Raw genomic sequence first — 19,583 nt, forward strand, 5'->3', positions numbered from 1 at the left:
GTCCCGCGTCGCCGTACGGCCGTGGTGGCTCAGCCCGTCGCGTCCACCAGCGCCAGCTCGTGCAGTCGCTCCGGCGGACCCGGCCGGGCGTAGTACCAGCCCTGGGCCGTGTCGCAGCCCAGTATCCGCAGCTGTTCGGCCTGGGCGCCCGTCTCCACGCCCTCGACCGTGACCGCGAGGTCGAGACTGTGGGCGAGGGAGACGATCCCCTCGACGATCTTGAGGTCGACGGGGTCCGCCGGGAACTGCTGCATGCTCTGGGTGAAGGAGCGGTCCAGTTTGAGGACGCTCACCGGGAGGCGGCGCAGGTTGGCGAGGTTGGAGTAGCCGGTGCCGAAGTCGTCCAGGGCGATGTCGACGCCCATCTCGGCCAGCCGGCGCAGCGGCTTCAGCAGATCGTCGTCCGCACCGATCAGCGCCGACTCGGTGACCTCCAGGCACAGCGCGTCCGGCTCCACACCCGCGCGCTCCAGGATGTCCACCGTGTCCTGCACCAGGCCGGGGTGGGTGAGCTGGCACGGCGAGAGATTGACGTTGATGCGGAGCGGACCGGCTTCCTCGTGACGCTCTCGCCAGGCGCGGGCCTGGCGGACCGACTGCTCCAGGACCCAGCGGCCCAACGGGACGATCAGGCCCGTGTGTTCGGCGAGCGGGATGAAGCGGTCCGGGCCCAGGACGCCGTGCTGCGGATGCAGCCAGCGCACCAACGCCTCCGCGCCGCGCACGCTGCCGTCGCCGAGGTGCACCAGCGGCTGGTACTCGATGAAGAACTCGCCGCGCTCCAAAGCCGTCGGCAGAGCGGTGGTCAGACCGTGGCGGGTGATCGCGCGGGCGTCCGCCTCCGCGTCGGCGAGCTCGAAGCGGTTGCCGCCCGACGCCTTGGCCCGGTACATCGTGATGTCCGCGCTGCGCAGCACCTCCGCAGCGCTGCGCTCCCCCGCCGGGCCCTCGACGATGCCGATGCTGCCGCGCACGGTCAGGTCACGGCCGTCGACACTGATCGGGGCGAGCAGCGCGTGCATGATCCGCGAGGCCAGCTCGTCGACCTCGCGCTCGGTGTCGGTCCCCGTCGTCAGCGCGACGAACTCGTCACCGCCCAGACGGGCGACCATCTCGCCGGGCGCGGTCGTGCAGGACTGCAGCCGGTCGGCGACCTCGACGAGCAGCCGGTCGCCGGCCGCGTGGCCGAGGCTGTCGTTGATGGTCTTGAAGCCGTCCAGGTCGAGGTAGCACAGGCCGAAGCGCTGGCCCGCGCCGGCGCCCAGCGCCTTCTCCAGCCGTTCGAAGAAGAACGTGCGGTTCGGCAGGCCCGTGAGAGCGTCGTGCGTGGCCTCGTAGCGCAGCCGCAGGTTGAGCAGCCGGCGCTCGGTGGTGTCCTCCATCAGCGCGAGCTGGTACTGCGGGTTGCCGTCCGCGTCGCGGAGCAGGGAGACGGTCAGGTTGGTCCACAGGACCGTTCCGTCAGGGCGGGAGAACGCCTTCTCCAGGTGGTAGTGCTCTCGCTCGCCGCGGACGAGTTCGTCGTAGAGGGTCCACGTCTGGGGCGCGTCCTCGGGGTGCGTCCACTCCATGACGTTGCGGCCGCGCATCATCTGCTCGTTGATGCCGAACATGCGCAGCAGCGCCTCGTTGACCTGGAGGATGTTGCCCTCCAGGTCGGCCATGCCGATCCCTATGGCGGCGCCCTCGAAGACCGCGCGGAAGCGGGCCTCGCTCGCGTGCAGCGCCTGCGCCACCACGCCCTGCGCCTTCAACGCGGCCGCCGAGATGGCCTCCTGCTCGGCCAGGGTCCGCTCGCGCAGTGCCGAGGCGAACCCGGCGGCCATGGCGTGCTGCAGCCGCGAGGCGCGCACCCGCAGGTCCTCCTGGTCGCCGTCGCCGCCGCAGTACAGCACGAGGTAGGCGTCGACGCAGTCCAGTGTCCGGCTGAGCGCCTCCGGGTCGGTGCAGTGGACCGCGACGAGCGCGGCGCCGAGCGCGCGGCCCTCGTTCGCGTCGAAGGTCCTCGCCCGCAGCGCCTCGCTCAACCGGCGGGCCAGCGGCAGGAGTTGTTCCTCGAACTCGGGCCGGGTCGAGGACGTCGTGGTCACCGGGAAGACGGCCCGGCTCCAGATCGTCGCGAACCGGCGCAGTCTGCCCTCCGGCCCGTCCGGCTCGGCGATCACGCGGTACGCCCCACGCCGGCGAACCCGGAAAAGGCCCAGGGATCCTCGTCGTCGGGGTCCCAGGTCTCCGACTCCGGCCGCCATTGCGGCATCGGCACCAGTCCCGGTTCCACCATGTCGTACCCCTCGAAGAACCGCGCGATGTCCTCGCGCGACCGCATGATCAGCGGGTTGCGGATGTCCTTGTACACGTCGACCGTGCCGACGGCCCGCTCGGCCGGCAGCGGGATTCCCTCGTAGGAGGCATGAGTGAGCACCAGCAGACTGCCGGGCGCGAGCGCGTCACGCAGCTCGGCCACCGCACTGTACGGGTCGTCCTCGTCTTCCACGAAGTGCAGTATGGCAACGAGAAGCAGGGCCACCGGCCGGTTCAGGTCGATCAGTTGCTGAACTTCGGCGCTCGCGAGGATCTCCTGGGGCTTGCGAAGGTCCGCGGCGACGACGCCCGCGTCCGCGTTGTCCCTCAGGACGGCCTCGCTGTGGGCGACCGCCACCGGGTCGTGGTCGACGTAGACGACCCGGGCGCCGGGACTGGCGGACTGGGCCACCTCGTGGACGTTGCCGAAGGTCGGGATGCCCGAACCGATGTCCAGGAACTGGGTGATGCCCTGGCCCGCCGCGAAGCGCACCGCGCGGCGCATGAACGCCCGGTTCGCCTGCATGATCTTGGGGAGTCCCGGCATGAACTCCATCGCCTTGCGGGCCGCCTCGCGGTCGACCTCGAAGTTGTGCGAACCGCCCAGGTAGAAGTCGTAGATCCGCGAAACGCTAGGCACCGAGATGTCGATGCTCCGTGGGGCCCAGGCGGGACGCTCCATCTATCTCTCCAAGGCGTAGGCGATCCGGTGTTCGAGCTGAGGCTACTGATCGCCTGCCAAAGGAGCGAGCGGAACCGGAAATTGACCGTCCGTTCCCGGTCACTGCCTGCGGCACGTGCCGGGTTGACCATGCCCAAGTCCCGCTGAAACAAGGCAAAACGGCCCGCCCCCTGCGTGCGGTGCGCAGGGGGCGGGCCGGTGGACCGCGCGCGGTGCGTGCTGTCCGGACTCCGCTGTCGCCTCGGACCTCCCTTCCGCGGTTCGGTTCTTACGGGTGGGGCTGTTCGGCCCCGGGGAGAAGACCTACTTCTTGATCGGCTTGCCGTCGGGTGCCACGACGTACCACGTGCCGCCGACGCCCTGACCGTTGGTGTCCCCGGGCTCCTTGTCCTGCGCGAAGGTGTAGATGGGCCAGCAGTCGATGGTCTGCTGCTTGACCCCGTCGGGCCGGGTGAAGCTCATCAGGCCCTTCTTCTCGATGCCCTTGGTGTCGTCGGCCTCCACCGGTGCGACGGCCGGCCACTTCTCGAGGCAGGCTCCTTCGCACTTCGAGATCGGGTCCGGCCAGGCCACGTCCTTGATGAAGCGGTAGACCGTCATGCCGTTCTTGTCGACGACGATCTCGCCCAGGTTCGGGTCCTGGCGGGTGGACAGCCCGGGCAGGTCGGCCGCCTCGGCGCCGCCCCCGCCTCCGCCTCCGCCACCGGCCTTCTTGCCGTCGGAGGCCAGCGCGTACCACTTGCCACCCACACCCTGACCGTTGACGTCCCCGGCGTTGACGTCCTTCACATAGCGGTAGGCCGGCCAGCCGCCGACCGTCAGCTGCTTGCTGCCGTCGGAGCGGGTGACCTCGCCGAGCAGCGACTTGTCGATGCCGTCGCCGGCCGTGGCGTCGTCCGCGGGCACGGGCGGCCAGGTCTTCGCGCAGTCGCCGTCACAGCTGGACTTCGGCGGCTCGGCGGTGTCCGTGTCGAAGCGGTAGAGGGTCAGCCCGCCGCTGTCCGTCAGCACCTTGCCGAGCTCGGGGTTGGTGACGACGGCCAGCTTGCCCGCGGGAGCGGCCGGGGCCGCCGCGGATGCCGAGGGGCTCGCGGTCCCGTTGCCCAGGCCGGACCCGATGCCGGTGCCCGCACTGCCGTAGCCACCGGCCGCGGCCGTCGCGCCGACGTTCTGGCTGCTCGCGGACGGCGCTGCTTCCTGGCCGCACGCCGTCGTCAGCGCCAGCACCGCCGCAGCGCTCGCCACGAGCGATGCACTCCGCCAGGAGGTCTTCATCGTCAACTCCCCAAATTCGTACGGGTGTTGCAGCGCCCTTTTGCGCCGCCGCACGGCCATGAGTACGGACGGAAGTGGCTGTTGTGTTCAGCGGAGACACATTTTTCTTTTGGGAGCCTGTGACGCGGGCCGATCACTCGTTCGGGGCAATCCATCGGTACCCGGGAGCGGGACAGCGCGTTCTCGGTTCATGATCTCCGTCGTGCAGCGACCCGAATCGACTCAATACGCCCCGACCATACGGGTGTTGTTGCTCTTGACACTGACATGGCTGGCCGTCGGCGTACCGGTGAACACGGCGGCGGCCGACGCCTGCGCGTCCGCCTCGACCGGGCCGGACGGAATCAAGGCGGTGGCGGTCGCCGGAAGCCTCACCTGGCCGACGCCCCCGTCCTGCCCGACGCCTTCGCCGAGCCCCACGCCCACCCCGACACCCACCCCGGTCCCGACATGCCCACCCGAACCGTCACCGACGCCACCCCCGCCACCGCCACCGCCACCGAAGCGCACACCGACACCGACACCCACGCCGCCACCGCCACCGCCACCGGAGCCGGCTCCTCCCGCCCCACGGCCGGCGGCACCCCAGCCACAGCCGACTCCCAGCCCTCCCCCCACACCAAGCCCGACTCCGACCCCGACCCCCACACCGCCGGCCGAACCGGCCCCGGCTCCCGCCGCGGCCCCCGTGCACTATCCGGCCTACAAAGCCCCGGCACCCCGGCAGGCCCCCCGCGGCGGCACGTCGCCGCTCACCTTCGTCCTGCTCATCACGGTGCCCGCGCTGGTCGCCGTCGCCGCACTGCGTCCGCGCTGATCCCTGGAGGCACCCCTTGCCGGAATGGCTTGTTCTCACCCTCGCGATGCTGGCCGCCTGTGGCGTGGTGGTCGTCATCTCCGTCGTCCGCCACAACGCGGCGGCCCAGGACGAGGACCCCAGCGAGACCCCGGACGTCATCGAGTACATGACGATGTGGATCGGCGTGGTGTACGCCATCGTCCTGGGCCTGGCCATCGCGGGCGTCTGGGAGGGCCGCAGCGCCGCCCAGGACCACGTCCAGGCGGAGGCCGTGGCCCTGCACGAGATCTCGGAGCGTGTACGGGTCTACCCGGCCGACGCCCGTGACCGTATTCGGGACGATGTCAACGCCTATGTCGGACACGTGGTGAACACCGAGTGGAAGGCGATGGCCGACAACGGCAAGGCCACCCAGCGGGGCGCCGACCTCCTCGAGCAGATCCGCCACGACGTCACCGACTACGAGCCGAGGACGGACTTCCAGGCCCAGGCCTACCAGCCGCTCGTCGACCAGGTGGCCGCTGCCGACCAGGCGCGCACCGCCCGTATCAACTCGATGGGGGCGACGATGCCGGGCGTGGTGTGGTTCGGGCTGATCGGCGGGGCGGTCGTCACCATCGGCATGGTCCTGGCCCTGCAGATCCGGCGTACGGCGCGCGAGCTGATCCTCGCCGGGATCTTCTCCGCGCTGATCGCCTTCCTGCTCTTCCTGATCTGGGACTTCGACGCGCCCTACAGCCGGGGCATCACGGCATCGGCGGAACCGTTCCTGAACCTCTTCCCGGACGCCAGGTCCTGACGCGCCCTCACCCCGCCTGCCACCGGGGGACGGCCGCCACGCCGTCACCGTCCCCCGACCGGCCCACATCTGTGCCCCATTCGCCCGACAGCGTTCGCGCACATGTGCGTACCTTCCTAGCGTTCCGGTCATCGAGGTGCATTTCTGGCGCAAGCGGAAAAGGTCCGCTGCTGCTCCTCGGGGACCCGGAGGATTCACCATGCGCGCGATACGCGTAGCTTCGGCCGCTCTGCTGGGCGTCAGTGCCCTCGCCCTCGCCGCACCGGCCGCCGTCGCCCAGGGCGACAACATCACGCCGTTCGGCTTCAGCGTCCTGCCCTCGACCGTCGCGGCGGGCGGCCAGGTCACTCTGCAACTGGACCGGGACAAGGGCGGCTGCGTCGGGTCCGCGACGGTCAGCTCGGGGGTGTTCGACACGATCTCCATCCCGGGCCACCGCTCGTCCGCGACGGCGGTGGTCGACTGGGACGCCAAACCGGGCGCCACGTACAAGGTGACGTTCTCCTGCGACGGGGTCAGCGGTTCGACACAGCTGACCATCGCCACCGGCCGCACGAACCCCACGCCCTACCCGTACCCCAACCAGGGTGTGCACGCCGGTGAGGGCGGCACGATCGCCGGGTTCGACCTCAAGGAGATCGGACTCGGTGCCGCGCTCATCGCGGGCTCGGTCGGGGCGGCGTACTACTTCTCGCGCCGCCGCACCGGCGAGGACGGCACCTGACCGCTCCCCCGGACAGGCCTTCGCCCCGGAACCCTTCCCAGGGTCCGGGGCGAAGGCCTGTGTACGTGCGCGCAGCTGTGTCCGAAGGGGAGATCAGATGCGCTTCTCCGAGCGGCGGCGCATCCAGAACACCCCGCCGCCGATGGCGGCCGCGGCCACGAGCCCGCCGCCGATCGCCATGTCCGTCGGGGTCGCACCGTTCGTGCTGCTGCCGCCGAGGCCACCGCGGACACCACCGATGACGGTGAAGGCGTCATCCCTGGTGAGCGGGTTCCGGCCGTTGGTGCAGTTGACCGTGATGGAGTACAGGCCCGGGTTGGCGGTCGAGCTGACGGTGGCGGTGCCCCTGGCCGGGTTGCCAGGGGTAAGGGTCACCGGAGCGGTGAACGCCGGCGAGGTGGCGGTGCCGCCGCCGGCGCAGTTGTCGACGGTGATCGTCAACTGGCCACCGCGGGCGATGACGCTGGGCAGGGCGACGATGTTGCTCGGGCTGACGGCGCTGCCCGAACCGCCCGGCATCCCGTCGCGCGCTACGGCGACGGGGGCGGCGAGTCCGAGGGCGGCGACCGCGGCGACAGAGGCCGCCAGGGCACGGGTGGTACGCATGTGATCCTCCGCGGAAGACGCCCCGGGAACGGTCCCCGGTGGATCGGCGAGAAAGCGCCTCCCAGAACGACCCTCAGATGCCGTGCACGCGGGCGCATTTCGGCAATGGTCCGTACTGGTGAGAGGACACGCCGAGCGACAAGCGCACAATCGGATATTGCCGCAGGTCACAGACCGTCAGAAAATTCCTGCCGTCGGCAACTCGGATGGCGCACCCACGGCGAGGGGGCCACCCGTTCGCTTCTGTCGCGTCGCCGGTTCCGCCCTCCGTACTTAGCGTTCTCGTATGCGCGAATGACGGGGCGACGGTCGCGTCGAGAGGGGTAGTCGAATGTCTGCGTCCGAGCTGGCCGAACTGGCCGAGGAGGAGGAGCGGCGGAAGAAGCGCGCTCCTTGGGGCGTGATAGCGCTTGTTCTGCTGACCGGCCTCGCTCTCATTCGGAACGGTTCGGGAGAGTTCGATGTGGGTCCGCCGCAGCCGGCGACCGCCGCTGCGGCGGACAGCCGTGTTCCCGGCACCTTCGCCGGATCGGCGACACCACAGCCGTTCTCCGAGCCCGACCGCATCAGGATCCCGGCGATCCAGGTCGACGCGCCGGTCATGCCCGTCGGCCTGGACGCCGACGGCTGGGTGGGCGCGCCGCCGCCGGAGGACCCGAACCTGGCCGGCTGGTTCACCGGCGCGGTCTCTCCCGGTGAGAAGGGCACCGCCATCCTCGTGGGCCATGTCGACAACAAACTGGGCCCCGCCGTGTTCTACGGACTCGGGGCCCTGAAGAAGGGAAATCGCGTCGAGGTGCAGCGCAAGGACGGAAAGACGGCCGTGTTCGAGATCTACGGCATCGAGGTCTTCGAGAAGAACAACTTCCCGGGCGACCGCGTCTACGGCTCCAAGGGCACACCGGAATTGCGCGTCATCACCTGTGGCGGAGGTTTCTCGAAGCAGAACGGTTACGCGGGGAATGTCGTCACGTTCGCCCGCCTGGTCGAGGTCCGCTGAGCGTCCCCGACCGGGCGGGCCGATCCGGTGCTATGCGTAATGCCGTCTCGGGACGGTGACGTGATAGCCGGAGTCCAGGAGTTGCGGCAGATAGTCGCGCAGCGCCCGGACGCTCTGGGAGCGGTCGCCCCCGGCGTCGTGCGAGAGCACCACGACGCCGGGGGCGGCGCCGTTCTCGACCCGGCCGACGATGGTGCGGGCCGCGGGGGCGGTCCAGTCGAGGGTGTCCACCGTCCAGGCGAGGGGTTCCATGCCGAGTTCCGCGCCGAGCTGGAAGGCGGCACGGTTCCAGGCGCCGTAGGGCGCGCGGAACCACTGGGGGCGTTCGCCGTACGCCTCCTCGATGACGTCGCAGGTGCGTTCCATCTCGGAGCGGATGCGACCCCGGCTCAACCGGGTGAGCAGGGGGTGGGACCAGGTGTGGTTGCCGACGACATGCCCCTCGTCGGACATGCGGGTCAGCAGGTCCTTGTTGTCGACCGCCATCTCGCCGCACACGAAGAACATCGCGCGGACGTCGTACTCCGCCAGGGTGTCCAGGATGTCGGGGGTGTAGCGGGGATCGGGCCCGTCGTCGAAGGTCAGCACCATGGTGCGGCCGCGCCCGGACACCCGTAGCAGCGGCTCGTGGCGCACCAGGGTGCGGCGGGGGGCGGTGCGCGGTGGGCCGTAGCCGGTCAGGGGCTGGAGGCGGTAGGCGGACGGCTTGAGCGGGCGGCGCGCCGGGGGGCCCGCGGCGGGGAGCACGGGCCGCTTCGGGGTGTCGCCGGTGCCGGCCGCGAACAGTCCGGCCGTGCCGGCCGCGCCGACAGCGGCGGCGCCGGCGAGCAGGGCCCGGCGTCGCGAGAGCAGCCGTGTGAGGAACTGATCCTTCGTCATGACTCATCAGTCGCCCCAACCATGGCCGACGCACCAGGACTACACCGGTGCGGCGGCAGGAAAGCACCCGCCCGGCCTATGGCGGACCGTCAGCGGCGGCGCACCAGCGGGAACGGCAGCGTCTCCCGGATCGTCAGGCCGGTGAGGAACATGACGAGCCGGTCGACGCCGATGCCGAGGCCCCCGGTGGGCGGCATCGCGTACTCGAGGGCGTCGAGGAAGTCCTCGTCGAGCTCCATCGCCTCGGGGTCTCCCCCGGCGGCGAGCAGGGACTGGGCGGTGAGGCGGCGGCGCTGCTCGACGGGGTCGGTGAGCTCGGAGTAGGCGGTGCCGAGTTCGGTGCCGAAGGCGACGAGGTCCCAGCGTTCGGCGAGCCTCGGGTCCTCCCGGTGCTGGCGGGTGAGCGGGGAGACGTCGGTCGGGAAGTCCTTGTAGAAGGTGGGCAGTCGGGTCTTCTCCTCGACGAGCCGCTCGTACATCTCCAGGACGACGTCGCCGCGGCCGTCGTCGCCGGTGTACGGCACGCCCACGCGGTCGCAGTGCCGGTGCAGCCGCACCAGTTCCGTGTCGGCGTCGATCTCCTCCCCCAGTGCCTCCGAGATGGCGCCGTAGACGGTCTTGACCGGCCAGACTCCGGAGATGTCGTACTCGGTGCCGTCCTTGCGGGCGACCGGCGAGCCGAAGGCCGCGGTGGCGGCGCCCTGGACGAGTTCGCGGGTGAGGTCGAGCATGACGTCGTAGTCGGCGAAGGCCTGGTAGGCCTCCAGCATCGTGAACTCGGGGTTGTGCTTGTAGGAGACGCCCTCGTTGCGGAAGGTGCGGCCCATCTCGAAGACCTTCTCCAGGCCGCCGACGCACAGCCGTTTCAGGTACAGCTCGGGGGCGATGCGCAGATACAGGTCGAGGTCGTAGGCGTTGATGTGGGTGGTGAAGGGGCGGGCGTTGGCGCCGCCGTGGATCTGCTGGAGCATCGGGGTCTCGACCTCGAGGTAGCCGCGGCTCAACAGGCCCTGACGCAGGGCCTGCACCGCGGTGGAGCGGGCGCGGACGACTTCGCGGGCGGCCGGGCTGGAGACGAGGTCGAGATAGCGCGTGCGGACCTTGGCCTCGGGGTCGGTCAGGCCGCGGCGTTTGTCGGGGAGCGGGCGCAGGCACTTGCCGGTGAGCTGCCAGGAGGTGACGAAGACGGTGGGTTCGCCCTTGTCGCTGGCGCCGGCCGTGCCCGTCGCGGTGATGTGGTCGCCGATGTCGATGTCGGTGCGGAAGCCGTCGAGGCCGCCGCGGTCGCGGGTCAGGGCGAGTTGATGGTCGCCGGACCAGTCCCGCAGGGTGACGAAGACGATGCCGCCGAGATCCCGCACCCGCATGACCCGGCCCGCGACGGTGACCTCTTCGCCCTCGCGGACCTCGGCGAGGGTGTGGGTGCGCTGCGGGATGCCGACGGGGTAGGGGTCGATGCCCTCGGCGCGCAGCCGGTCCAGCTTCTGGTGCCGGATGCGGGCCTGTTCGGGCAGGCCCGCATCCGGGCCGGCTGCCCCGGCCTCGTCCCCTCCGTCGAGGCCGAGCGCCGACAGCGACGGCAGGCCCTCGGTGGTGGCCGGCCGAGGCTGGGCCTTCGGGTGCCCCTTTCCCCAGAGTTTGCGCAGTGACGGTACGGAGACGAAGCCCTCGGCGATCCCGGAGGCGAGGCCGATGCGGGCGAGGGCGCCGGTCTCGCCGTAGCAGATGAAGCGCGGGTACCACTCGGGGCGGTACTTGGCGTTGGAGCGGTAGAGGGCCTCCAGCTGCCACCACTTGGAGAAGAACAGCAGCAGTCGGCGCCAGAGGCGGAGCACCGGTCCGGCGCCGATGCGGGCGCCCTCCTCGAAGACCGAGCGGAAGACGGCGAAGTTGAGGGAGATCCGGCGGACGCCGGACTTGGGTGCCACCGCGCACAGTTCGGCGACCATGAACTCCATGACGCCGTTGGGTGCGCTGCGGTCACGGCGCATCAGGTCCAGGGAGACGCCGTCGGTGCCCCAGGGCACGAAGGACAGCAGGGCGAGCAGCTTGCCGTCCTCGTCGAGGGCTTCCACGAGGAGACAGTCGCCGTCGGCGGGGTCGCCGAGGCGGTCCAGGGCCATGGAGAAGCCGCGTTCGGTCTCGGTGTCGCGCCAGGCGTCGGCCTTGTCGACGACCTCCTCCATCTCCGCGTCGGTGAGGGCGGCGTGGCGGCGGATGCGGCAGTGGGCGCCGGTGCGGCGGACCCGGTTCACGGCCTGCCGGGTGACCCGCATGTCGCGGCCGCCCAGGTCGAAGTCGGCCACGTTCAGGATCGCCTCGTCGCCGAGTTGGAGTGCGCCGAGTCCGGCGCGGGCGTAGGCCTTGGCGCCGTCCTCGGAGGCGCCCATCGCGGCGGGCGCCCAGGCGTGTCGGCGGGCCGCGTCGAGCCAGGCGGCGATGGCGTGCGGCCAGGCCTCGCGGTCGCCCACGGGGTCGCCGCTGGCGAGACAGACGCCGGCCTCGACGCGGTAGGTGACGGCGGCCTTGCCGCTGGGCGAGAAGACGACGGCCTTGTCGCGCCGGGTGGCGAAGTAGCCGAGGGAGTCCTTCTCGCCGTAGGCCTTCAGCAGCGCCCTGATACGGGCCTCCTCGTCGCCGTGGAGGGACGCCTCCATGCGCTGGGAGCGGAAGAGGGTGGCGGCGGCGTTGAGGAGGGCGAGGGCGCCGAACAGGCCGAGGAGGAAGAACAGGGCGCGGGGCGGTGCGCCGTCGAAGGAGCGGCCGGAGACCAGGCCGCCGCAGACCCGGTTGGCGGCCCACAGCAGGCGCTGGCCGCGCGGCAGCGTGCCGGGGAAGAGCTCGACCAGGCCCCAGCCGGCCAGGATGCCCAGGACGAGGCCGGCCAGCAGGACCAGGACCGCCCGTCGGACGGCGGCGCGGCGGGAGGCGCCGTAGAACTCCCCGCGGGCGACGACGAGGAGGGCCAGAGCGAGTCCGCACACGACGAGGGAGGGGATGGAGTCGGCGTACAGGCCGACGGCCACGCCCAGGGCGTCGACGAGGACGAGCAGGCCCAGGTAGACGACGACCAGCCACCAGGCGACCTTCTTGCGGGCGGCGGTGGCGCCGGCGAGCAGGAAGAGGAAGACGGCGTAGGCGAGGTTGGCGCTGACCGGAACGATCAGCAGGTCGAGGAGGCGGACGACGGGGCGGAGGAGGCTGCGCAGCGGCGGGATGAAGGCGAGCAGCAGGCACAGCAGTCCGAGGGCGCCGAAGAAGGCCGCGAAGGCTTCCGGCACCCTGCTGAGGAGGCCGCTGCCGGGCCGTCGTGTCGGGCCCGTGGTGTCCTTCGCCGGTACGGCCTCGACGGTGGCACTCATGTTCCGACTGTAGGAACAGCCGGGCCGTACCGCCCGTCGGGAGGCCCCGCCCGGCGGCGGGACCTGGGGATTCCGATAGCCTCCAGCCGTGACGGAACAGCACTCGCACCGGTTCGAGCGGGGCACGGACGGGCCGAAGGTCATCGTCGTCGGAGTGGACGGCTCCGACTCCTCCTTCCGAGCGGCGGCGTACGCCGGCGGCCTGGCCCGCCGCCAGCACGCTCTCCTCGCGGTCGTGTACGTGCAGCCGGTGATGACGGCGGGCGCGGCGCTCGGGGCACCGGTCGCGGAGACGACCGACGAGATCGCCGAGGATCTGGTCGCCCAGATCCGGGAGGCGACCGAGCGCACCAAGGGGATATTCGATGTGCGGTGGGAGTTCCACACGTTCCGCGGGGACCCCTACGGCGGCCTGGTGCGGGCCGCGGACGAACTCAAGGCGGACGCCGTGGTGGTGGGCGCTTCCGAACAGGCCGGTCACCGGATCGTCGGCTCGGTCGCGGTGCGGCTGGTGAAGGCCGGACGGTGGCCGGTGACCGTGGTCCCGTAGACCCGTTCAGAGGGTGCGGAGGAAGTCGAGCAGGATCTCGTTGAACCGCTCGGGCCTCTCCATGTGCGGGTAGTGCCCGACGCCCTCGATGGTCACGGAGCGGCCGTCGGGCACGGTGTGCGCGAGCCGGTCCGCCATGGCTATCGCGTCGGAGGCGTCGAGGGCTCCGTGCACGGCGAGGACCGGGACCTCGATCTTCGGGACCCGTGACCAGGGATCGGCCAAGGGCGTGAGCCAGTCCGTCTCGCCGGCCGTGTGCTTGGAGACGGTGTGCGCCGCCATCTCCCGCAGCCGTCGCACGACGTCCGGGGCGATGTCGTCGACCGTGCGGTGCGGTCCGGCCGCGTTCCGTCCGAAGGCCTCGACCCAGCCGTCGAGGTCGCCCGCGGCCAGCATGCGGGCCGACTCGCCCGCGCGCTCCAGCGTCCACGGATCGGCGTACTCGAAGGCGCTGGTTGCGGCGCCGCAGACGACCACCGCTCGGACCAGCTCGGGGTACTCCAGCACGGTGTCGGTCACCACCGCCGAGCCCATGCACAGACCGACCAGGACCGCGGGTCCGGCGTCGAGGTGGCGCAGCAGACCACCGAGGTCGTCGGCCCAGCGGAACGGCTTGCTCGCGTTGGCGGAGAAGCCATGACCGCGCACGTCGGGTGCGACGACCCGGAAGCCGGCGGCGGCCAACGCCGGTATCTGCTCGTCGAAGACACGGTGGTCGGCGAACCCCGAGTGCACCAGCACCACGACGTCCCCGGTGCCCAGGTCGCGATAGGCGAGGTCACCGTCGGTGGACGTGTAGTAGCTCAGTTCAGAAGCGACTGTCATGACAACCAAGGTGTCATCTTCTGGCGGCTTTGACAACTCAGGTGTCACAATGGCGGCGTGAACGACATCGACGAACCCCTCCCGCCCGACGAGCTCGGCCACCGTGTCAGCGAGGTGTTCGACCTGGTCGGCGCGCTCTACCGGCGCGGCCTGCGCAAGCTCGAACAGGGCGAGGAGGTCGAGGGGGTCTCCGTCGGGGTGCGTTCCGTGCTCGTCCTGCTGCACAGATACGGGCCCATGACGGTGCCTCAGATGGGCCGGATCATGGCGCTGACCCGGCAGTTCGTGCAGCGGATGGCCAACGAGGCGAGGGACCGCGGCTGGGCGGAGGCCACGCCCAACCCCGCGCACCAGCGGTCCTCGCTCATTCGCATCACGGGGGACGGCGAGGCCGTGATCACCGCGATCCTCGCTCGCGAGCACGCCCTGAACCGGCAGGTCGGCGGCGATCTGACCGGGGCCGAGCTCAAGGCGTGCGCGCGCGTGCTGAAGGAGATGCTGCGGACGTTCGACCACGTGGACGTGGACTGACCGCCGGTTTCTCCCCCTTCACTACTGCCCCATCGTCAGACCGTCCTTCGCCGCACCCCGGCTCAGCACCACCTCCCGGATGCGGTCGCGCACGCCGGTCAGCTCGGCGCCTGCCGCGATCACCTCGTTGAGGTTCAGCACCCGGCCGGCGTCGACGTCGAACAGCTGCGGGATGAACTCGGCCTTCCTCACCTCCCAGCGGCCGCCCGGCTTCACCGGCGCGACGAAGGTGAAGCGGCCGATGGTGGACTGGTTGCCGCGCGGATCCTGCGCGCCCTGGTGGTTGAACATCTCGCCGGCGACCTGGTCACCCATGCCGTAGACCACCCAGGTGCCGTTCACCTTCTCGTACGCCTGCGGGACATGGGCATGGGTGCCGAGGATCAGGTCGATGTCGGGGCGGCCTCCCGTACGGGCGGCGGTGAGGGAGCGCGCCAGTGTGAGCTGGCGGTCGTCGGGGGCGTCCTGCCATTCGGTGCCCCAGTGCACGGACACGACGACCACGTCGGCACCCGCCTGCCGGGCGCCGCGGGCGTCCGCGAGGATCTTGCCCTCGTCGATGAGGTTGACGGCCCAGGGCTGCCCCTGCGGCAGGGGGTAGCCGTTGGTGTCGTAGGTGTACGCGAGGTGGGCGACCTTCACGGGGCCCGCGCGCAGGACCGTGACCGTCCGCGCCTCGGCCTCGGTGCGTGCGCTGCCGGCGTGCCGTACGCCCTGGCGGTCGAGGGCGTCGAGGGTGCGGCTGATGCCCTGGGCGCCGTCGTCGAGGCTGTGGTTGGAGGCGGTGGAGCAGCCGTCGTAGCCGGTGGCGGCGAGGCCCTCGGCGACTTCGGGCGGGGATTTGAAGGCGGGGTATCCGGTGTAGTCGCCGTCGGCGCCGTAGACGGTCTCCATGTGACACAGCGCCAGATCGGCGCGGGAGACCACCGGTTCGACACCGGACAGCATCGGGCGGAAGTCGTAGCCGGTGCCGCCCGCGTCGAAGCGGGCGCGGTCGATGATGGAGCTGTGCGGGAGGACGTCGCCGGAGGCGACGAGTGTGAAGCCGCGGGACCCGTCGGCGGACGGGGCCGGACGGCCGGGGCGTTCGGGAGGTTCGTGGTCCTGGGCCTGGCAGGCGGCGCCCGCGGCCAGGAGGGCCGTGAGGGCCAGGGCCACCTGTCGTCTGCGTGCAATCATCAGCTCACCCCACTGTGATCATATTTACGCACAATACGTACGAAGATGAGCACCGCCGCAAACTGCCCGGGCACGTTCATTCGCCCTATGGGCGATGCGGAGGGAACCGTTCGTCGTACCGTTCGTCGACGCGATCGACCGTCCGCCGCAGATCCGGGTACGTGCCCTGTCCCTCACCCGCACGCTGCGATGCCATACGGCCATGACGGCCGGAACCACGCTCACGAACGGGACGACCGCCGAGCACGAGCTCGCCGCACTGCAGCGCGAGCACGGCCGGCCTCTCTTCGCGCTACTGCTCCGGCTGTGCGACGGAGACCGCCAGCGCGCCGAGGACCTCGTCCAGGAGACCCTCGTACGGGCCTGGCAGCACCCCGAGGCGCTGCGGGCCGACGACTTCGATTCCGTACGACCCTGGCTGCTGACCGTGGGACGGCGGCTGGCGATAGACGCCCGGCGGGCCCGGCAGGCGCGTCCGCCGGAGGTCGGGGACGCGATCCTGGAGAACGCGCGGGTCTGTGCCGATCACGCCGAGCGGGCGGCGGCGACCCTCGATGTGCGCGAGGCTGTGAAGACACTCACTCCGGAGCACCGTGAAGTCCTGGTGCTGGTGTATTTCCAGGGGGCGAGTGTGGCGGAGGCCGCGGCAGCGCTCGGGATTCCGCCCGGTACCGTGAAGTCCCGCGCGTACTACGCGCTGCGCGCCCTGCGCCGGGTCCTTCCCGGATATGCGGCCGACCTGCGCTGAAACCCATGTTGCGGCAAAGCCTTCGCAAAGCGCCTTGCTGAGGACCATGGTTGAGTAATCGGCTGTCTTCATCCGTGTTCCGCACTGGGGCCCGGCAACGGGCGACGCGCACGCACCGGAGGAAGGCAGGAAGGGATGCTGCACAGAGGTCAAGAGAGCACGGACGGCGCCGGCGGCGGTGAACTCACCGTCCCCATGGCCTGGTTGTACGCCGAGTACATCGCCGACGAGCTGCTGCGGACCGGCGATCTGATGCCGCCGACGTCCTTCGAGTTCCGCGCCGGGCGCGACGCCCTGGCGCTGACCATCTTCCTGTCCGACACCGACGGCGAGCTGTCCGGCATCCGGGTCGTCTCCCAGCTGGAGACCTGGCTGTCACTGACGGCGTACGACCAGCCGTGGCAGGACTGGGTACGCGAGCGGATGGCGGGGCTCGCGGCCGAGGCCATCGAATCCGGGGCTCCCGCACCTGACTTGGACCTGGCCGAGGCGGCCTGGCAATGGTTGGAGGAGACCGAACTCCTCGCCCCGGACCTCAACGCGGTGCCCGGCGGCGGTTCGGGCATCGGCGACGACGAGGGCCCGCAGGTGTGGACGAAGGCCTGGCAGCTCGGGCTGCCGCTCGGGCATCTCGCCATCCACCTGTTCTAAGCCATGCACAGCCTCGGGGTTCCGGCCGCGCACGGTGTCGGAGGGGACGGTCCCGGACTTTTTTCGAACGGGACCAATCCTCGTGTTTGGCCGCTCCGAATCCAATGGTTGCGATTCTGTGCGGGGCTTGAGTGATTCGACGGTCCGCTGCGTACGGGTGGGAGCAAGGAGTAACCCCACCCACACCCAACGGCACGAGGATTCCGCATGAGGTCCCAGGAGAGGCATCGCGACGTCGCCGCGTACGCGCTCGGCGTGCTGGACGAGGCGGACGCCTTCCGCTTCGAGGATCACCTCATGGAGTGCCCTCGGTGCGCGGCGCACGTCACCGAATTCGGCCCCATAACCCGTCAGCTGATGCTGTACCGGCGCTCCACCCCGCAGTTCGTGAGTCCGCTGGCCAAGCCCGGCCCCCGGATGCTGGACCGGCTGCTCTCCGAGGTGGGGGCGCGCCATCGGTCCGGACGCAGGCGGTTCCTGTGCGCCGTGGCGGCGACCGTCGCGTTCGCGGTGGCCGGACCCGGGATCGTGGTCGTCGCCGGCGGCGGGGACAAGGCCCAGCAGATCGAGGCGACCGACGCACGGTCCGGGGTATGGGCCCAGGTCACGGCCGCGGACGAGACCGCGGGCACCCAGGTGGAGCTGAAGGTGAAGGACGGGGCGGGCCCCCGCACCTGTCTCCTGGTGATCGTCGGCCACGACGGCACCGAGGAGACGGTCACCACCTGGAACGTCCCGCGCCACGACGCCCGTGAGCTCATCATGAACGGCGCCTCGTCCTACCACCCCGACCAGATCGCCCGTTACGAGGTCCGCACCACCGACGGCGAGCACCTGGTGACACTCAACTCCGGCTGAGGGCGAACGCGGAGCACGGTCCCGGCGTCTCAGGAGCGACAACCGTTCGGTCCTGGGGGAACACATGCGTACACGCGTCGCACGAACTGCCGGTCTATTGGTTCCGTTCGCACTGCTCCTCGCCGGCTGCGGCAGCGAACACGGCTCACGCGCCCAGAGCGACGAGTCCAGGTCCCGGGCCCAGAAGGTGGCCGACGCCTGGGACGGTTCACGGGCGGCCGAGGTGTGGCGCAAGGGGTACTACCCGATGGCGGACGTGGTCCAGCTGCCCGACAACGCCTTCCGCAACACCGCCGACAAGATGGCCTACGGGGCACAGCACTTCGTCCTCGACGGTGAACTGCCCACCACCTCGCCCGAGAAGGGCAGGGTCCAGTGGCGGAGCGGCGGTTCGCTCACCCTTCCCCTCATGGACGCGCGGCAGGCGTACGACAGTGTGGCCCGCGGCGGCGACGACGGGCCGCATCTGACCGTGACCGAGGCGAAGTTGGGAAAGACGACCCTGGTCACCAGCCGGGGTCCGGCCACCGTCCCGGCCTGGCTGTTCACGCTGAAGGGGTACGACACCCCGCTCAAGCGCGTCGCGATCGAGCCCTCGGAGCTTCCCAAGTCCCCGATCGGACCCGCCCGGGAGACTCCCACGGACTCCCAGATGCCGCTGGAGCAGTTCATCAAGACCAGCGCGGACGGCAAGTCCGTCACCGTCCTCGCGGGCCATGGAGCCTGCGACGACGGGCCCGCGGTGCGCGCCCTGGAGACCGACGGCAGCGTGGTGCTGTCCGCGGCGATCGTCGGAACGGACGACGGTCCGTGCACCTCCAACCTGCTCATGGACAACGTGACCGTGAAGCTGGAACGCAAGCTCGGCGAACGGGTCCTCCTCGACGCGTTCACGGGCGCGCCGGTGGCGTACGGGCGCCAGACCGAACACGGCTGACGCGCTACTTGAGCAGCCTCGACATCCTGCGGTCCGCCAGGGGCTTTCCGCCCGTCTGGCAGGTCGGGCAGTACTGGAGGGAGGAGTCGCTGAAGGAGACCTCGCGGACGGTGTCGCCGCACACGGGACAGGGCTCGCCGGTGCGGCCGTGGACACGCAGACCGCTCTTCTTCTCGGCCTTCAGCCGCCCGGCCGCCACACCGCGGGAGCGTTCGACCGCCTCTGTCAGGGTGCCTCTCAAGGCCTCGTACAGACGTCCCGTCTCCTCCGGGGTGAGGGAGGCGGCCAGTTTGAAGGGGGACATCTTCGCCGCGTGGAGGATCTCGTCGCTGTAGGCGTTGCCGACTCCGGCGATCAGACTCTGGTCGCGCAGGGCGCCCTTGAGCCGGCGGCGTTCGTCCTTCAGCAGGTCCGCGAACCGCCGCTCGTCGAAGTCGGCCGCGAGCGGGTCGGGGCCCAGCCGGGCCACGCCCGGGACGTCCTGGGGGTCCTGGACGACGTACACGGCGAGGCGCTTCTGTGTGCCCGCCTCGGTCAGGTCGAAGCCGGCGCCCGTCTCCAGGGCCACCCGCAGGGCGAGGGGGCCCTTGCCGGGGCGGGGCGGTCCGTCGGGGAGCCGGTCCTTCCAGTGCAGCCAGCCGGCGCGGGCCAGATGGGTCACGAAGTGCGGACCGCCGTCGGTGACGAGGTCCAGGAACTTGCCGTGCCGGTGCACCGCGGTGACCTCGTGGCCCTCCACCGCGGTGAGCGGAGGGTCGTACGTCTTCAGGACACTGATCGCCACGGGCAGCACCCGCACGATCTCGTGGCCGACCAGGTTCTCGGTCAGGAAGTCCTTGAGCGCTTCGACCTCGGGGAGTTCCGGCATACGTCCAGA

General features: G+C 70.8%; 20 protein-coding genes. 10 read left to right on the forward strand and 10 right to left on the reverse strand.

Features of this window, described 5'->3' with window-relative positions; genetic code table 11:
• Positions 1 to 29 precede the first annotated feature (29 nt).
• From ACWD3I_RS19615 to ACWD3I_RS19630, 4 genes are all read right to left on the reverse strand, one after another.
• A complete protein-coding gene (locus ACWD3I_RS19615; protein ID WP_365409598.1) occupies positions 30 to 2,165 on the reverse strand; it encodes a putative bifunctional diguanylate cyclase/phosphodiesterase in 2,136 nt (711 codons plus the stop codon).
• Positions 2,162 to 2,983: an SAM-dependent methyltransferase gene (locus ACWD3I_RS19620; RefSeq protein ID WP_365409595.1), complete on the reverse strand. Its 822-nt coding sequence runs from the start codon at positions 2,981 to 2,983 to the stop codon at positions 2,162 to 2,164. Before ACWD3I_RS19620 ends, ACWD3I_RS19615 begins: the two co-directional genes overlap by 4 nt.
• Positions 2,984 to 3,286: 303 nt before the next feature.
• Positions 3,287 to 4,258, reverse strand: coding sequence for an SCO0930 family lipoprotein (locus ACWD3I_RS19625; protein ID WP_365409592.1), 972 nt, complete (start codon positions 4,256 to 4,258; stop codon positions 3,287 to 3,289).
• Positions 4,259 to 4,480: 222 nt separating this feature from the next.
• Positions 4,481 to 4,786, reverse strand: a complete 306-nt coding sequence (locus tag ACWD3I_RS19630; protein WP_365409589.1) for a hypothetical protein — start codon at positions 4,784 to 4,786, stop codon at positions 4,481 to 4,483.
• 160 nt (positions 4,787 to 4,946) lie between these two features.
• Between ACWD3I_RS19630 and ACWD3I_RS19635 the strand changes: the two genes are divergently transcribed.
• From ACWD3I_RS19635 to ACWD3I_RS19645, 3 genes are all read left to right on the forward strand, one after another.
• Positions 4,947 to 5,075: a hypothetical protein gene (locus ACWD3I_RS19635; protein ID WP_365409586.1), complete on the forward strand. Its 129-nt coding sequence runs from the start codon at positions 4,947 to 4,949 to the stop codon at positions 5,073 to 5,075.
• A 16-nt stretch (positions 5,076 to 5,091) separates the two neighbouring features.
• Positions 5,092 to 5,856: a bestrophin-like domain gene (locus ACWD3I_RS19640; protein ID WP_365409584.1), complete on the forward strand. Its 765-nt coding sequence runs from the start codon at positions 5,092 to 5,094 to the stop codon at positions 5,854 to 5,856.
• A gap of 199 nt (positions 5,857 to 6,055) precedes the next feature.
• Entirely contained in the window at positions 6,056 to 6,580 is a 525-nt protein-coding gene (locus ACWD3I_RS19645; RefSeq protein ID WP_365409582.1) for a hypothetical protein, read from the forward strand.
• A 93-nt stretch (positions 6,581 to 6,673) separates the two neighbouring features.
• On the opposite strand, the gene ACWD3I_RS19650 is transcribed toward ACWD3I_RS19645, so the two are convergent.
• A complete protein-coding gene (locus ACWD3I_RS19650) occupies positions 6,674 to 7,186 on the reverse strand; it encodes a hypothetical protein (RefSeq protein ID WP_365409579.1) in 513 nt (170 codons plus the stop codon).
• Between the two features lie 331 nt (positions 7,187 to 7,517).
• Between ACWD3I_RS19650 and ACWD3I_RS19655 the strand changes: the two genes are divergently transcribed.
• A complete protein-coding gene (locus ACWD3I_RS19655; protein WP_266885131.1) occupies positions 7,518 to 8,186 on the forward strand; it encodes a class F sortase in 669 nt (222 codons plus the stop codon).
• Positions 8,187 to 8,216: 30 nt separating this feature from the next.
• Here the strand turns inward: ACWD3I_RS19655 and ACWD3I_RS19660 are convergent, their stop codons facing one another.
• Both ACWD3I_RS19660 and lysX read right to left on the reverse strand, forming a co-directional pair.
• Positions 8,217 to 9,065, reverse strand: a complete 849-nt coding sequence (locus ACWD3I_RS19660; RefSeq protein ID WP_451084124.1) for a polysaccharide deacetylase family protein — start codon at positions 9,063 to 9,065, stop codon at positions 8,217 to 8,219.
• Between the two features lie 89 nt (positions 9,066 to 9,154).
• On the reverse strand, positions 9,155 to 12,427 hold the full coding sequence (gene lysX / locus ACWD3I_RS19665; RefSeq protein ID WP_365400682.1) for a bifunctional lysylphosphatidylglycerol synthetase/lysine--tRNA ligase LysX: 3,273 nt from the start codon (positions 12,425 to 12,427) through the stop codon (positions 9,155 to 9,157).
• Between the two features lie 88 nt (positions 12,428 to 12,515).
• Here lysX and ACWD3I_RS19670 point away from each other — a divergent pair, with 88 nt between their 5' ends.
• On the forward strand, positions 12,516 to 12,977 hold the full coding sequence (locus ACWD3I_RS19670) for a universal stress protein (protein ID WP_365400685.1): 462 nt from the start codon (positions 12,516 to 12,518) through the stop codon (positions 12,975 to 12,977).
• Between the two features lie 6 nt (positions 12,978 to 12,983).
• On the opposite strand, the gene ACWD3I_RS19675 is transcribed toward ACWD3I_RS19670, so the two are convergent.
• Positions 12,984 to 13,802: an alpha/beta fold hydrolase gene (locus ACWD3I_RS19675; protein WP_365400688.1), complete on the reverse strand. Its 819-nt coding sequence runs from the start codon at positions 13,800 to 13,802 to the stop codon at positions 12,984 to 12,986.
• 57 nt (positions 13,803 to 13,859) lie between these two features.
• Here ACWD3I_RS19675 and ACWD3I_RS19680 point away from each other — a divergent pair, with 57 nt between their 5' ends.
• Complete coding sequence (locus ACWD3I_RS19680) at positions 13,860 to 14,333, forward strand: MarR family winged helix-turn-helix transcriptional regulator (protein ID WP_365400691.1); 474 nt, start codon at positions 13,860 to 13,862, stop codon at positions 14,331 to 14,333.
• Between the two features lie 21 nt (positions 14,334 to 14,354).
• On the opposite strand, the gene ACWD3I_RS19685 is transcribed toward ACWD3I_RS19680, so the two are convergent.
• On the reverse strand, positions 14,355 to 15,512 hold the full coding sequence (locus tag ACWD3I_RS19685) for a CapA family protein (RefSeq protein ID WP_365400694.1): 1,158 nt from the start codon (positions 15,510 to 15,512) through the stop codon (positions 14,355 to 14,357).
• A gap of 202 nt (positions 15,513 to 15,714) precedes the next feature.
• Between ACWD3I_RS19685 and ACWD3I_RS19690 the strand changes: the two genes are divergently transcribed.
• The 4 genes from ACWD3I_RS19690 to ACWD3I_RS19705 all read left to right on the forward strand — a co-directional run bounded on the left by ACWD3I_RS19690 (position 15,715) and on the right by ACWD3I_RS19705 (position 18,706).
• Positions 15,715 to 16,260, forward strand: coding sequence for a sigma-70 family RNA polymerase sigma factor (locus tag ACWD3I_RS19690; protein WP_171146847.1), 546 nt, complete (start codon positions 15,715 to 15,717; stop codon positions 16,258 to 16,260).
• 135 nt (positions 16,261 to 16,395) lie between these two features.
• On the forward strand, positions 16,396 to 16,911 hold the full coding sequence (locus tag ACWD3I_RS19695) for a hypothetical protein (RefSeq protein ID WP_266885145.1): 516 nt from the start codon (positions 16,396 to 16,398) through the stop codon (positions 16,909 to 16,911).
• Positions 16,912 to 17,118: 207 nt separating this feature from the next.
• Positions 17,119 to 17,769 carry an anti-sigma factor family protein gene (locus ACWD3I_RS19700; RefSeq protein WP_365400697.1) on the forward strand — a complete coding sequence of 217 codons (651 nt, stop codon included), beginning with the start codon at positions 17,119 to 17,121 and terminating at the stop codon, positions 17,767 to 17,769.
• A 97-nt stretch (positions 17,770 to 17,866) separates the two neighbouring features.
• Complete coding sequence (locus ACWD3I_RS19705) at positions 17,867 to 18,706, forward strand: hypothetical protein (protein WP_365400700.1); 840 nt, start codon at positions 17,867 to 17,869, stop codon at positions 18,704 to 18,706.
• 4 nt (positions 18,707 to 18,710) lie between these two features.
• Here ACWD3I_RS19705 and ACWD3I_RS19710 read toward each other — a convergent pair whose 3' ends face one another.
• Positions 18,711 to 19,574: an Fpg/Nei family DNA glycosylase gene (locus ACWD3I_RS19710; RefSeq protein ID WP_365400703.1), complete on the reverse strand. Its 864-nt coding sequence runs from the start codon at positions 19,572 to 19,574 to the stop codon at positions 18,711 to 18,713.
• Between the last annotated feature and the right edge of the window lie 9 nt (positions 19,575 to 19,583).

The organism is Streptomyces sp. NPDC002817 (genome assembly GCF_053592055.1).

Coding starts and splice junctions, on each gene's coding strand:
- ACWD3I_RS19685 (WP_365400694.1), bottom strand. CDS start 15,512: ATGATTGCACGCAGACGACAGGTGGCCCTGGCCCTCACGGCCCTCCTG.
- ACWD3I_RS19655 (WP_266885131.1), top strand. CDS start 7,518: ATGTCTGCGTCCGAGCTGGCCGAACTGGCCGAGGAGGAGGAGCGGCGG.
- ACWD3I_RS19675 (WP_365400688.1), bottom strand. CDS start 13,802: ATGACAGTCGCTTCTGAACTGAGCTACTACACGTCCACCGACGGTGAC.
- ACWD3I_RS19695 (WP_266885145.1), top strand. CDS start 16,396: ATGCTGCACAGAGGTCAAGAGAGCACGGACGGCGCCGGCGGCGGTGAA.
- ACWD3I_RS19625 (WP_365409592.1), bottom strand. CDS start 4,258: ATGAAGACCTCCTGGCGGAGTGCATCGCTCGTGGCGAGCGCTGCGGCG.
- ACWD3I_RS19660 (WP_451084124.1), bottom strand. CDS start 9,065: ATGACGAAGGATCAGTTCCTCACACGGCTGCTCTCGCGACGCCGGGCC.
- ACWD3I_RS19690 (WP_171146847.1), top strand. CDS start 15,715: ATGACGGCCGGAACCACGCTCACGAACGGGACGACCGCCGAGCACGAG.
- lysX (WP_365400682.1), bottom strand. CDS start 12,427: ATGAGTGCCACCGTCGAGGCCGTACCGGCGAAGGACACCACGGGCCCG.
- ACWD3I_RS19620 (WP_365409595.1), bottom strand. CDS start 2,983: ATGGAGCGTCCCGCCTGGGCCCCACGGAGCATCGACATCTCGGTGCCT.
- ACWD3I_RS19650 (WP_365409579.1), bottom strand. CDS start 7,186: ATGCGTACCACCCGTGCCCTGGCGGCCTCTGTCGCCGCGGTCGCCGCC.
- ACWD3I_RS19710 (WP_365400703.1), bottom strand. CDS start 19,574: ATGCCGGAACTCCCCGAGGTCGAAGCGCTCAAGGACTTCCTGACCGAG.
- ACWD3I_RS19700 (WP_365400697.1), top strand. CDS start 17,119: ATGAGGTCCCAGGAGAGGCATCGCGACGTCGCCGCGTACGCGCTCGGC.
- ACWD3I_RS19645 (WP_365409582.1), top strand. CDS start 6,056: ATGCGCGCGATACGCGTAGCTTCGGCCGCTCTGCTGGGCGTCAGTGCC.